The 12,983-nt window shown below is 66.7% G+C and carries 13 protein-coding genes; 5 read left to right on the top strand and 8 right to left on the bottom strand.

Annotated features, from left to right (window positions below; genetic code table 11):
• Positions 1-108: 108 nt before the first annotated feature.
• Together P4826_RS00905 and P4826_RS19680 are read left to right on the top strand one after the other, a co-directional pair.
• The gene (locus P4826_RS00905) at positions 109-1,275 is read left to right on the top strand and encodes an IS4 family transposase (protein ID WP_317702141.1); all 1,167 of its coding nucleotides are present in this window, start codon (positions 109-111) and stop codon (positions 1,273-1,275) included.
• Positions 1,276-1,413: 138 nt separating this feature from the next.
• Positions 1,414-1,764 (top strand): BrnT family toxin, encoded by a 351-nt coding sequence (locus tag P4826_RS19680; RefSeq protein ID WP_345785527.1) that lies wholly within the window; start codon positions 1,414-1,416, stop codon positions 1,762-1,764.
• Here the strand turns inward: P4826_RS19680 and P4826_RS00900 are convergent.
• The 8 genes from P4826_RS00900 to ahpC all read right to left on the bottom strand — a co-directional run bounded on the left by P4826_RS00900 (position 1,679) and on the right by ahpC (position 11,159).
• Entirely contained in the window at positions 1,679-2,080 is a 402-nt protein-coding gene (locus P4826_RS00900) for a hypothetical protein (RefSeq protein ID WP_317702140.1), read from the bottom strand. The genes P4826_RS19680 and P4826_RS00900 overlap by 86 nt on opposite strands.
• Before the next feature lie 35 nt (positions 2,081-2,115).
• Entirely contained in the window at positions 2,116-5,235 is a 3,120-nt protein-coding gene (locus P4826_RS00895) for an efflux RND transporter permease subunit (protein WP_317702139.1), read from the bottom strand.
• Positions 5,236-5,244: 9 nt separating this feature from the next.
• Positions 5,245-6,357, bottom strand: coding sequence for an efflux RND transporter periplasmic adaptor subunit (locus P4826_RS00890; protein WP_317702138.1), 1,113 nt, complete (start codon positions 6,355-6,357; stop codon positions 5,245-5,247).
• Positions 6,354-6,890 carry a hypothetical protein gene (locus P4826_RS00885; RefSeq protein ID WP_317702137.1) on the bottom strand — a complete coding sequence of 179 codons (537 nt, stop codon included), beginning with the start codon at positions 6,888-6,890 and terminating at the stop codon, positions 6,354-6,356. The genes P4826_RS00890 and P4826_RS00885 overlap by 4 nt, the downstream gene beginning before the upstream one ends.
• 90 nt (positions 6,891-6,980) lie before the next feature.
• Positions 6,981-8,201 (bottom strand): TolC family protein, encoded by a 1,221-nt coding sequence (locus P4826_RS00880; RefSeq protein ID WP_317702136.1) that lies wholly within the window; start codon positions 8,199-8,201, stop codon positions 6,981-6,983.
• A gap of 319 nt (positions 8,202-8,520) precedes the next feature.
• Positions 8,521-8,874 (bottom strand): hypothetical protein, encoded by a 354-nt coding sequence (locus P4826_RS00875; protein ID WP_317702135.1) that lies wholly within the window; start codon positions 8,872-8,874, stop codon positions 8,521-8,523.
• 49 nt (positions 8,875-8,923) lie between these two features.
• A complete protein-coding gene (ahpF, locus tag P4826_RS00870) occupies positions 8,924-10,486 on the bottom strand; it encodes an alkyl hydroperoxide reductase subunit F (protein WP_317702134.1) in 1,563 nt (520 codons plus the stop codon).
• A 97-nt stretch (positions 10,487-10,583) separates the two neighbouring features.
• On the bottom strand, positions 10,584-11,159 hold the full coding sequence (ahpC, locus tag P4826_RS00865) for an alkyl hydroperoxide reductase subunit C (RefSeq protein WP_317702133.1): 576 nt from the start codon (positions 11,157-11,159) through the stop codon (positions 10,584-10,586).
• Positions 11,160-11,364: 205 nt separating this feature from the next.
• Between ahpC and bfr the strand changes: the two genes are divergently transcribed.
• From bfr to flhC, 3 genes are all read left to right on the top strand, one after another.
• Positions 11,365-11,841: a bacterioferritin gene (gene bfr / locus P4826_RS00860; RefSeq protein ID WP_317702132.1), complete on the top strand. Its 477-nt coding sequence runs from the start codon at positions 11,365-11,367 to the stop codon at positions 11,839-11,841.
• A gap of 226 nt (positions 11,842-12,067) precedes the next feature.
• A complete protein-coding gene (gene flhD / locus P4826_RS00855; protein ID WP_317702131.1) occupies positions 12,068-12,397 on the top strand; it encodes a flagellar transcriptional regulator FlhD in 330 nt (109 codons plus the stop codon).
• Between the two features lie 43 nt (positions 12,398-12,440).
• Positions 12,441-12,980, top strand: coding sequence for a flagellar transcriptional regulator FlhC (gene flhC / locus P4826_RS00850; RefSeq protein ID WP_317702130.1), 540 nt, complete (start codon positions 12,441-12,443; stop codon positions 12,978-12,980).
• The last annotated feature ends 3 nt before the right edge of the window (positions 12,981-12,983 follow it).

Genomic DNA, 12,983 nt, shown 5'->3' with positions numbered 1-12,983 from the left:
GCAAAGCCAGCACTGACGCGGGTTTCGAGAGCTTCATGGGTGTCCACGATTTGAATTTGCAATGGCTCATTTGCGATGCTTTCGGGTTTGAACGACCTGAGGTGACGCATGAACGTGGGCAAGACACTGTTTGCGCAGGTGATGGAGTTCGTGCCATGGAAGACCTTCGGCCGGATCATCGAGCGCCATCGTGGCGATGCCGGTGTGCGCACCTTGGGCTGCGCCGATCTGTTTCGCGTCATGGCCTTTGCGCAGTTGACCTGGCAGTCGCTGCGCGATATCGAGGTCTGCCTGACTGCAAATCGCGGCAAGCTGTTTCACATGGGGCCCAAGCACGTGCCGGCGCGCTCGACACTGTCGGATGCCTTGAACCAGCGCGACTGGCGCATCTATCACGCGCTGGCGATGCGCCTGATCTCGCGTGCCAGGGCGCTGTACGCCAAGGAACGGCTGGACATCGATCTGGACGCCACCGTCTACGCCCTGGACGCCACGACCATCGACCTGTGCCTGTCGCTGTTCGAATGGGCGCCTTTTCGCTCCACCAAGGCAGCCGTGAAGATGCACACACTGCTCGATTTGCGCGGCGCCATTCCGGCGTTCATCCACATCTCCGAGGGCAAGATGCACGACGTGAACGTGCTCGACATCCTGCCGATCGAGGCCGGAGCGTTCTACGTCATGGATCGTGGTTACCTGGACTTCCAGCGGCTGTATGGCCTGCATCAGGCGGGCGCTTTCTTCGTCACGCGCGCCAAGCGCAACATGAGTGCCCGGCGTGTGTACTCGGCACCCACCGAGCGCAGCAGCGGCGTGATCTGCGACCAGAGCATTGCTTTCAATGGCTTTTACGCCGCGCGCCACTATCCCGAGCACTTGCGCCGTGTGCGCTTCAAGGATCCCGAAACGGGCAAGACCTTGGTCTTCCTGACCAACAACACAGCGCTGCCACCCTTGAGCATCGCGGCGCTGTACAAGAACCGCTGGCAGGTGGAGCTGTTCTTCAAGTGGATCAAGCAGCACCTGCGCATCAAGAAGTTTCTGGGCACCAGCGAGAACGCGGTCAAGACGCAAATCTGGTGCGCCGTGGCCACCTACGTGCTGATCGCCATCGTCAAGAAGGAGCTTCACCTCGATGCCTCGCTCTACACATGTCTACAGATTTTGTCGGTCTCGGTTTTCGAGAAAACCCAGATTTCATGCGCCTTGCAGCCCAATGAACTACAGATCGAACAGGGCAACGACGCTAAGCAATTGATTTTGTTTGATTTTTAACCGGACACTACTGAAAACCGATAGTTTTTTAGTCTCGGCTAGGCGCAACCGCAAGCTGCGCCAGGTAGAACAGGAGCGCGATATTTTGGTAAAGGCTACGGCCTGATTTGTCGCCAACTCCACACCGAAACGCGCTTTGTGGCCGTGGGGTTCTTGGACAAGCGGTTGCATGTGCTGTGCTTCACCCCCAGGGCTGGTGGCATTCGCGTCATCCGCTTTCGCAAGGCCAATGCCAGAGAGGCAAGAGATAACACCCCTGATTCGATAGCTGCCCGCGCTTATTCCATAAGCGCTAGCGCCTTATTTTTCTCAAAAACAACAAACCCCGCCCCCATCCATCCCCAACGATGCGGGGCGCACGCAGCGCCGCATCAGCAGGCGCATGGGGCTATGCCCCGCAGCCTCACTTCACCGCAAAACGCACATTCGCCGCCTTCTTCCCCGGCAGCGTCACCAGCGCCACCACCTTGGTGCCCGGGGCGACCTTGAACTGGCCCTTGGCTTCCAGCGTGCCGGCGGCGGCCGGGGTCAGCGTGGCCTCGGTTTTGTCGCTGCCGCTCAAAAGGGTGAGCCTGGCGCTGGCGCCCTCGGTCTTGGCGGGCTTGCCGTGGTCGCGCAGGTGCAGGGTGATGCGCTCGGGCTGGGCCACGAGTTCGTAGTCCATGTCGCCCACCTCGGTGACCACGCCGCCGTGGTGCGGTGTGTGGGAATGGCCGTCGCCATGGGCGTGGGCCGGCAGGGCCGTGGCCGTGGCCAGGGCAAGTGCCAGGGCCGCCAGGGCGGCGCGGGTAGTGCTGCGGTTCATGGGATTTTTCCTTTCATCAGGTAACGGGGAAGGCATCAGAAGGCCTCGGTGCTGTCGTGGCTGAGCAGGCGCTCTGCGTCGCGCCGGCCAAAGAGCCAGAACAGCGCGGGGGTAAGGAAGGTATCGAGCAGCGTGGAGCTGACCAGGCCCGAGAAGATGACCACGGCCACCGGGTGCAGAACCTCGGTGCCGGGCCGCTCGGCCTCGAACAACAGCGGCGCCAGCGCGAAGGCCGTGACCAGGGCCGTCATCAGCACCGGGGAGAGGCGCTCGAGCGAGCCACGCACGATCATGGCGTGGTCAAAGTTCTCGCCCTCGGCGCGCATCAGGTTCAGGTAGTGGCTCACTTTCAGGATGCCGTTGCGCACCGAGATGCCGGCCAGCGTGATGAAGCCGATCAGCGCCGCCACCGACAACGGCTGGCCCGACAGCCACAGCCCCAGCACGGCGCCCACCAGGGCCAGCGGAATGTTGACCATGATGAGCATGGAGAGCCGCGCCGACTGGTAGCGCGTGTACAGCACCACGAACATCAGCGCCAGCGACACGACGGAGAGCATGCCGACCAGGCGGCTGGCCTCCTCCTGCGCCTGGAACTGGCCGCCCAGGGTGACAAAGTAGCCCTCCGGCAGGCGCTGTTCGGCCACCACCTTGCGGATGTCGGCCACCACGTCGGACAGCGCCCGGCCCTGGGCGTTGGCCGAGAGCACGATGCGCCGGCGACCGTCGTCGCGGCTGATCTGGTTCGGGCCGTCGCCCTCCTCGATGCTGGCCAGGCGCGACAGGGGCACGCGGCCCTTGGGTGTGTCGATAAGCAGCTGCGACAGGCCCAGGGCGCCGCGCGCGCTGTCGGGCAGGCGCAGCACCAGCGCAAAGCGGCGCCCGCCCTCGACGATCTGCGCCAGCTTCTCGCCCTCCACCAGGCCCTGCAGCGTGGCCAGCACCTGGGCGGCGCTCACGCCGTACTGCGCGGCAGCGGCGTAATCCACGCGCACGGTGATCTGCGGCGCCAGCACCTGCTTTTCGACCTCCAGGTCGGCCAGGCCCTCCACCTTGGACAGGCGCGCGCGCAGGTTCTCGGCCTGGCCGCGCAGCGTGTCCAGATCCTCGCCAAACAGCTTGATGGCGATCTGCGAGCGCACGCCCGAGAGCATGTGGTCGATGCGGTGCGAGATCGGCTGGCCCATGGAAACAGCCGCCGGCAGCGGCGCCAGGCGCGCGCGGATGTCGGCCTGCACCTCGGCCATGCTGCGGCGCATCTCGGACGCGGGCTTGAGGCCCACGTCCAGCTCGCTCACATGCACGCCCTCGGCATGCTCATCGAGCTCGGCACGGCCGCTGCGCCGGCCCACATGGGTGACCTCGGGCACCTGGCGCACCAGGCGCTCGGCCTGGCTGGCCAGCAGGGTGGACTCGGCCAGGGTCACGCCCGGGTTCAGGCGCATGCCGACGAGCAGCGTGCCCTCGTTGAAGGGCGGCAGAAAGGTGGTGGGAAACAGCGGCACAGCCAGCGCCGCCAGCAGCACCGCCACGCCGCCCGCCGCCACGGCCTGGCGCGGATGTTGCAACACGCGCGCGAGGCCCACGCGGTAGCGTGCCTTGAGCCAGGCCAGCAGGCGCGTGTCGCCATGCTCCAGGTTCTTCATGCGCGGCAGCAGGTAGAAGGCCAGCACCGGCGTCACGGTCACCGACACCAGCAGCGACGCCAGCGTAGAGACGATGAAGGCCACGCCCAGCGGCACGAACAGCCGGCCTTCGATGCCCGGCAGCGCGAACAGCGGCAGAAACACCAGCACGATAATGGCCGTGGCGTAGACGATGCCGGAGCGCACCTCCAGCGAGGCGAGCTTGACGATCTCCAGCGGGTGCAGGCGCGCGCTGCCCTGCTTGTGCCGGTCCATCTTCAGGCGGCGCAGCACGTTTTCTACGTCCACCACGGCATCGTCCACCAGGCCGCCGATGGCAATCGCCAGGCCGCCCAGCGTCATGGTGTTGATGGACAGGCCGAAGTACTTGAACACCAGCGCCGTCAGAAAGATGGACACGGGAATGGCGGTGAGCGCAATCACCGTGGGCCGCAGCGTGCCCAGAAACACGAACAGGATCACCGCCACGAACACCGATGCGCCTATCAGCTTGCCCTGCAGGGTGGTGACCGAGGCCTCGATGAAGCTGGCCTGGCGGAAGGTGACGCGCGGCTTGTCCATGCCGGCGGGCAGGGTCTGCGCCAGCTCGTCCAGGGCCTGCTCTATGCGCTGGGTCAGGGCCATGGTGTCTGCCGTGGGCTGCTTTTGAATGCCCAGGATCACCGCCGGCTGCCCCTCGAAGCCGGCATCGCCGCGCTTGATGGCCGGGGCAAAGCTCACGCTGGCCACCTGGCGCAGCAGCACGCTCTGGCCGTTGGGGGCGGCCAGGGCCAGGTTCTGCAGGTCTTCCAGGCGCGAGGTGCGGCCCAGGTGGCGGATCAGGTACTCGCGCCCACCCTGCTCCAGAAACCCGCCCGAGGTGTTGCTGGAGAAGCCCTTGAGCGCGCCAGAGAGCTGCTCGGGCGTGATGCCCAGCTGCGCCATGCGCGCCGTATCCGGCTGCACCTGGAACTGGCGCACCTCGCCGCCAATCGGTATCACCTGGGCCACGCCGGGTATGGCCAGCAGGCGCGGGCGCAGCACCCAGTCGGCGTACTCGCGTACCGCCATCGGCGTGGTGCGCTCGGTGGCGATGGGAATGGCCACCATCATGATCTCGCCCATGACGGAGCTGACCGGCCCCATGCTCGGCTCCACCCCGGCGGGCAGGCCCTCGTCCATGGAGGACAGGCGCTCGGACACCATCTGGCGCGCGCGAAAGATGTCCACGCTCCAGTCAAAGGTGACGTAGATGAAGGACAGGCCGGCACTGGAGGTGGAGCGCACGCTCTCCACGCCGGGCAGGCCGTTCATGCTGGTCTCCAGCGGGAAGGTGATGAGCTGCTCAACCTCCTCGGCGGCCATGCCGCCGGCCTCGGTCATGACCGTGACCGTCGGCTTGTTCAGGTCGGGGAACACGTCCACCGGCATGCGCGACAGCGTGTACGCGCCATAGGCCATGAGCACGGCCGCGGTGACCAGCACCAGCAGGCGGTGCGCCAGACTTTTTTCAAGAAGCCACTTGAACATTGCGGCTCCTTAGCGAATCTGGTTCAGCAGGGAGGCACCCTGCGTGGCCACGCGCTCGCCGGGCTGCAGGCCGTCGGTGACGGCCACATGCACGCCGTCCAGCGGCTGGATGCGCACCACGCGCGGCGCGTACTGCTCGGGCCCGGTCTTGACCCAGACGATGGCCTGGTTGGACGGGTTCTTCTGCAGCGCCGCCAGCGGCACCTGCAGCCCGGCCACGCGCGAGCGCGTCTGCACCACCAGGCGCACGCTCTGGCCCAGGGCCAGTTGCGAGAGGGCCTGGGCGTCGCCGGCAAAGGACAGCGGCAGGGCCTGCTCGCGCAGGCTGCGGGCCGCGCCCAGAAAGCGCAGCGGCACGCTCTGCCCGCCCGGCAGGGCCAGGCTGGCGCCGGCCACGTCCTGCGCCTGGGCCGGGTCGTAGGCCAGGGCCTCGATGCGCAGGCGCGCCGGATCGACGACCTCGAACACCTGCTCGCGCGCGTCCAGCACCTGGCCGGCGACGGCGTTGCTGGAGGCGATGACGCCCGACACCGGCGCCACCAGCGCGTCGCGCTGCTGCAGGCCGGCGCCCACGGCGGCCAGGCGCGCGGTCAGGCTTTGCAGCTCGCTCTCGGCGGCCTCGATGTCCTTGCGCGCCACAGTGTCGGCCAGCTCGCGCAGGCGCGCCAGGCGGCGCTGGGCCAACTCTTTAGCCGCGCGCAGCTCGGCCTGCTGGGCCAGCTGGCCGGAGCGCTCCAGCGCACCCGCCGTGGGCACCACATAGGCCAGCACCTGGCCCTTCTTCACGCTCTGGCCCGGCAGCGGCAGGCCCTGCGGGCCGGCCTCCAGGCGGCCGGCCAGGGCCGCCTGCACCTTGCCGCCGGCGTTCGGGTCCATGACCACGGTGCCCGCCAGCTCGAACGCGCGCGCATGCTCGCCCGCCGCCACGGCCAGGGTGCGCAGGCCCAGCTGCCGCTGGGCCGACTTGGGGATGAAGACGCTGCCGTCGCTCTGGCGCCGCGGGCTGTCGCCGCTGAGGGCCGGGGGCGCGTCGTCATGGCCCTCGTGGGCCTGGACGAACAGTGGCAGGGACAGGGCGCAGGCCAGGGCCAGGGCGTTCAGGTATTTGGTTTGGCGGCTCATGCTGCACCTCCCGTGCGTTGCGTGCGGCGGCTCCAGGCCCACAGAGCGGCCAGGGCCAGCAGGACGGCACCGCCGGCCAGGGCCAGGCGGCTCTTGCCCGCCCAGGCCGATGGCGGCACGGCCGTAGCCGGGGCGTGCCAGTCGATGTCGGCGGCCAGCAGGTCGCTGTCGGCGCCGGCGACGACGGTGGCGGTCACCGGAGTCTCGCCGTCCGCCAGGGGTTGGCTGAGCTCAGCCTGGTACAGGCCCTCGCCCACCCGGGTCACGGCCAGGGGCTTGCCGCCCAGCTCCAGCTCCAGCGTGGCATCCGGCACGGGGCTGTTGTCGGCCGCATGGTCCAGGTACAGGGACAGTCTGTGGCCCTCGATCACGCCGACCAGCTCGAACTGCTCGGACACAGCGGCAAAGCGCGGCGCGGCGCTGGTCTGCACGGCGGCGGGCGCATCGTCATGACCCTCATGGGCCTGGACGGCCAGGGCAGACAGCCCCAGCAAGGCCGCCAGGGCGGGGGAAAGAAAACGTCGGTGGTACATATCGGTCCCGGAACAATGGCCTGTAAGCTATATATTTAATAGCTGTTTGCGCTTTATGGAAGGGCGCTGCAGGCCTTTTTTGCTTAAAGATTACTCAGGCAGCAGGCCCAGCGCCTGGCGCAGGGTGGAGGTGGCGGCGGCGGCGTCCACGCGGGCGCGCTGCCACTGGCGTTCGGCCAGCTGGGCGTCCTGCTCCACGCGTAGGCGCGTGGGCCAGTCGGCCTCACCCAAAGAAAAGGCCTTGGCGACGAAGCCGCGCGTGGCGCGGGCCAGCTCGGCGTTGCGCGCCATGGCCTGCTCCTGGGCGGCGGCGGCGCCGGCCTGGGCCTGGGCGGACTGGATGTCGGCGGCCAGGCGCTCGCGCTCGCGCTGCACGCGCGTGTCGGCCTCCAACGCCTGGGCCAGGGCCGCAGCCTCGCGCGCCTGGGCGCGCACGCCGGCGCCCAGCGGCAGGCGCACGCCCAGGGTCACGGACTGCTGGTAGCTCTCGCCCGCCTGGCCGCGCGCGCTGGCGGCCGACAGCGTCAGCTCCGGGTTGGCGCGCTTCTGTACGGCAATCAGCTCGGCCTGGCGCCGGGCCAGGGCGGCCTGGCGCTCGCCCTCGGCCAGGGTCGGGTGCTCGGGCGGCACGCCCGGGGCCTGGCCCAGGGCCGGCGCGCTCTCCATGCCCAGGCTGTCGCCGGCCACCGGCAGCTGCGGCCCGCCACCCAGGGCGGTCAGAGCCGTGCGCGCCGCGGTGCAGCCGCCCCGGGCCTGGGCCACGGCGGCCTGGGCCTGGGCCACGCCGGCCTGGGCCTGGTAGTGGTCGGAGCGCGCCATGTCGCCCGCGGCCAGGCGCCGCGCCACGTCGGCCTCCAGGGTCTTGGCGCTGCCCTCCTGATCCTGCGCCAGCGTCAGCTCGCCGCAGGCGCGCTGCCATTGCCACCAGGCATCGCGCACGCGTCCGGCCAGCTGCAGTTGCGCCGCCTGGGCGGCGCTGTGCACGGCCTGCAACTCGGCATCACCCAGCGCCGCGCGGCGCGCGCGCTCGCCGGGCAGCCACAGCGGCAGGGCCAGGCCCACGGTGTATTCGCGCTCGCCCTGGCGGCTGCCGACGCGGTCGGTCTTGCTCTCGAGCTCCAGGGCGGCTGGCTCGGGCGTCCAGGCGTCGGCGCTGCTGCGCTGGGCCTGGGCGGCCTGGCGGCGCAGCGGCAGCGCCCGCGCTTCTGGCTGCTGCTGCCAGGCCTGCTCAAACAGGGCCTGCAATGGCGTGCCGGACTGGGCTGCGGCGGTGTTGGCCGCCAGCGCCAGGGCACTGGCCGCGAGCCACATGCGTGGCCGCGGTCGGGGGTGATTCCTCGGGGGATTCGATGGCATCCGATATTGCTCCCATGGCAAAGGTCAATACCGGCAAGACGCAATGCACCTGCGGCCCTAGTACAGCAACCCGGAAATATCGAAACATGAAAGCGCGCCTTCGCCCCCATGGCGGCGTTGCAAATCCTCGCGATAGCTACGGCTATCGCTGCGGTTTGCGCCTTGCCCTGGGCGCGAATCCATCGCTTTCATTGTGTTCCTCTACTTCCAGGTTGCCGTACTAGGCCACTGGAGCGATCAAGAGGGAAAGGGCTGCCCTGCCCCGCCTTGCCGTTCAGGCAACGGGGCGCCAGTTGGGGCGTTCGGGCCGCTGAGGGCTGGGGGTGGGCAGCGTAAAGCGCAGGGGCGGCGCCAGCTGCAGGTCTTGCGCCCACAGGGGCGTGACGCCGGCGTCCTGGTGCAGGGCGTCGCTCATGCCATGGCAGGCGTGGCAGTCCATGTCGAGCGCGGCCTTGGCCAGGTCGGTGCCGGCCTTGGCGCCGTCGCCATCCTCATGGTGCCGGTGCACATGGTGGCCGAAATGCGCGGCGCCGGGAGTCTCCTCATGGCTGCAATAGCCAGCCGCCGCGGCCCAGATGGACTGCAGCGGCATGAAGGCCAGCAAGAGGATGAGCAGGAGGCGGCGCATGAAGAGCGCGCATTCTATAACGCGCCCTCCATGGCTTCAGGCCAGGGCTTCAGGCCGAGGTGCGGATCAGGTGATCAAAGGCGCTGAGTGCCGCCGTCGCCCCTGCCCCGGCGGCAATGACGATCTGCTTGTAGGGCACCGTGGTGCAGTCGCCAGCGGCGAACACCCCCGGCGCGCTGGTCTGGCCCTTGGCGTCGATGACGATCTCGCCGAACTTGGACAGCTCGACCGCACCCTTGAGCCAGTCGGTGTTGGGCAGCAAGCCGATCTGCACAAAGATGCCGGCCAGCTCGACCTGTTTGGCCTCGTCGGTCGCGCGGTCCTTGTAGGCCAGGCCGGTGACCTTGCTTCCGTCGCCCAGCACCTCGGTGGTCTGGGCGTTCAGGATGACCTCGACGTTGGGCAGGCTCGCCAGCTTTTTCTGCAGCACGGCGTCGGCCTTCATCTGCGGCATGAATTCGAACACCGTCACATGCTCGACCAGGCCGGCCAGGTCGATGGCCGCCTCGACGCCGGAGTTGCCGCCGCCGATCACCGCCACGCGCTTGCCCTTGTAGAGCGGGCCGTCGCAATGCGGGCAGTAGGCCACGCCCTTGGTCCGGTACTGGTCCTCGCCGGGCACGTTCATGTTGCGCCAGCGTGCGCCGGTCGAGAGGATCACGGTTTTGGCTTTCAGCACCGCGCCGTTGTCCATCTCGACCTCGATCAGGCCACCCACTGCGGCGGCCGGCCTCAAGGCCTTGGCGCGCTGCAGGTTCATCACATCGACCTCGTAGTCGCGCACATGGCGCTCCAGCGCCGCGGCGAACTGCGGGCCCTCGGTGTGCGAGATCGAGATGTAGTTGTCGATATCGAGCGTGTCGTTCACCTGGCCGCCCAGGCGCTCGGCCGCCAGACCCGTGCGAATGCCCTTGCGCGCCGCGTACACGGCCGCCGCCGCGCCGGCCGGGCCACCGCCGACGATGAGCACGTCGAACGCCTGCTTGGCGTCGAGCTTGGCGGCCTCGCGCTTTGCCGCGCCGGTGTCGAGCTTGGCGACGATCTCGGCCAGCTCCATGCGGCCGGCGCCGAACACCGCGCCATTCAAATAGACCATGGGCACGGCCATGACCTCGCGCTCGGTGACTTCCTTCTCGAAGGCGCCGCCCTCGATCACCGTGGTCTTGATCTTCGGGTTCAGGATGGCCATCAGCGACAGCGCCTGCACCACGTCGGGGCAGTTGTGGCAGGACAGGCTCATGTAGACCTCGAAATTGAAGTCGCCGTCGAGCTGCTGCACCTGTTCGATCAGGTCTTGCTCGACCTTGGGCGGGTGGCCGCCGGTCCACAGCAGAGCCAGCACCAACGAGGTAAATTCATGGCCCAAAGGCAGGCCAGCAAAGCGCAGGCTGCTATCACTTCCGATGCGCTGCAGCGTGAACGAGGGCTTGCGTGCGTCCTGGCCGTCGGTGCGCAGCGTGATCTTGTCGCTGCGCAGGGATTGAATCGTCGTCAGCAGCTCGCGCATCTCGCGCGAGGTGTCGCCGTCGTCCAGGGAAGCCACCATCTCGAACGGCTGCGTCACGCGCTCCAGATAGGTGGCGAGTTGGGTTTTCAGGTTGTCGTCAAGCATGGTGGATTCCTTTATGTGTTCTAGAAGTTCAGGGCGTGAAAAAGCCGGACGGCAGGGCGCATGCGCCCCACATCTGTCCGGCTGTGCGGGCGGCGGCTTAGATCTTGCCGACCAGATCCAGCGACGGCGTCAGCGTCTTGGCGCCTTCCTTCCACTTGGCCGGGCACACCTGGTCAGGATGCGCTGCAGTGAACTGGGCCGCCTTGAGCTTGCGCAGGGTTTCTGCCACGTCACGGGCGATTTCGTTGGAATGCACTTCCATGGTCTTGATCACGCCGTCGGGGTTGACCACAAAGGTGCCGCGCAGCGCCAATCCTTCTTCGGCAATATGCACGCCAAAGGCGTTGGTCAGCTGGTGCGTGGGGTCGCCCACCAGCGGGAAATGGGCCTTGCGCACGGCATCCGACGTCTCGTGCCAGACCTTGTGCGAGAAATGCGTGTCGGTGGTGACGATGTAGACCTCGGCGCCGGCCTTCTGGAACTCGACGTAATGCTCGGCTGCGTCCTCGATCTCGGTCGGGCAGTTGAAGGTGAAGGCCGCGGGCATGAAGATCAGCACCGACCACTTGCCCTTGAGGCTGGCTTCGGTGACTTCGATGAATTCGCCTTTGCCGCCACGGTTGACGAAGGCGGTGGTCTTGAAGGGTTGAACTTGCGTGTTGATCAGGGACATCGTTGTTTCCTTTCGGTTGGGTTGGAAGTGATAACGGACTGAAGTCTAGTTGCTTGGCGACAATCAATCCAATCAATTGAATTCATTGGTTTGATTGTTCAAATCTATAAAAGTTCCCCGGCACACATTCCGGCCCGCATGTCTCCAGGCCCATGCGAAGTGGATCACAATGTGGCTCTTCCCCCGACAACCAGGAGCCCCCCCCATGAAAGGCGACGCACAAGCCATTGCCCACCTGCAGGCCCAGCTCAAGAACGAACTCACCGCGATCAACCAGTACTACGTGCATTACCGCATGCTCAAGCACTGGGGTTTCGACAGGCTGGCGAAGAAGGAGTACGAGGAGTCGATCGGTGAGATGAAGCATGCCGACAAGCTGATGGAGCGCATCTTCATGCTCGACGGTCTGCCCAATCTACAAGACCTGGCGAAATTGCAGATCGGAGAGGATGTGCCCGAGATCCTGGAATGTGACCTGCGCGCGGAGCGCGGCGCACAGACCACCATCAAGGAGGGCATCGCCTACTGCGAGTCGGTGCGCGACTATGTCTCGCGCGACCTGCTGCAGGACATTCTGGAGGACACCGAGGAGCACATCGATTTTCTGGAAACGCAGATCGAGCTCGTGGACAAGGTGGGCCTGCACAACTACCTGCAGTCGCAAATGGGCGATGCCGACTGACACCGAACCTGCCTCACTACACAACGGGCTGCGGCCCGTTTTTTTACGCCCGCATGCCGACAGCGATGTAAGGCAAACTCCTACAAAGGGCGTCAGACAAGCGGACGGCACGCAGCGCCGAACCCCGACTTCATTTTCTTTTGGCCGGGTTTCACAATCCATTTCAACGGATCACGCAACACATGCAACCAGTTGCAAGCGATCCACCACTGGAAAGGATTGACCCATGACCTCCGAACAACTTCTCGCCGAAATCCGCGAAGCCAACCTCACTTACCTGATGCTGGCCCAGACCCTGATCCGCCAGGACAAGGCCGAAGCCGTGTTCCGTCTGGGCATCAACGAAGATGCGGCCGACATTCTGGCATCGCTGTCCGCGGCCCAGGTGCTCAAGCTGGCCTCGCGCAACACGCTGCTGTGCGGCTTCCGCGTGGACGACGACCTGGTGTGGAGCTTGCTGACCAACCACAACACGCCGCGCAAGTCGATCAACGAGGCCACGAACACGCTGCACGCCAACATCCTGATGGCCAGCCGTGTCTCCGAAGTGCTCTGAGCCAAGCCCCCCTGCACCGCCCCCAAGCCAACGAAAGCCCGCCATGTCCGCACCCGTCAAGAGCGTCCTCAACGAGTCCAAGCAAATCGAACGCGCCGCCATGTTGATCGAGATGGGCGCCCGCATGCAGGTGCTGGAGTCCGAGACCACGCTGTCGTACGAGCGCCTGATCCGCCTGTACAAGGAGATCGCGGGCAAGTCGCCCTCCAAGGGCCAGCTGCCGTTTTCCACCGACTGGTTCCTGACCTGGCAGGAGAACATCCACAGCTCGCTGTTCCTGAACATCTACGAGTACCTGTCCAAGGGCGTGAGCCTGGACAGCGTGGAGCTGCTGACCAAGGCCTACCGCCTGTACAACGAGCAGGTGGCGGCCGCCGAGATCGAGCCCCTGCTGTCCTTCACGCGCGCCTGGCGCCTGATCAAGTTCGTCGATGCCGGCATGCTCACGCGCACCAAATGCTCGCAGTGCAGCGGCCAGTTCGTCACCGAGCTGTACGAGAACCGCCACTACACCTGCGGCCTGTGCAACCCGCCGGCACGCGCCGGCAAGAGCAAGAGCGCAGGTGCATTGACCCTGCACTGATAA

Origin of the sequence: Diaphorobacter limosus (assembly GCF_033100095.1) — a bacterium.
GTDB lineage: Bacteria > Pseudomonadota > Gammaproteobacteria > Burkholderiales > Burkholderiaceae_C > Alicycliphilus > Alicycliphilus limosus.
This window is presented reverse-complemented; position numbering and strand designations above follow the sequence as displayed.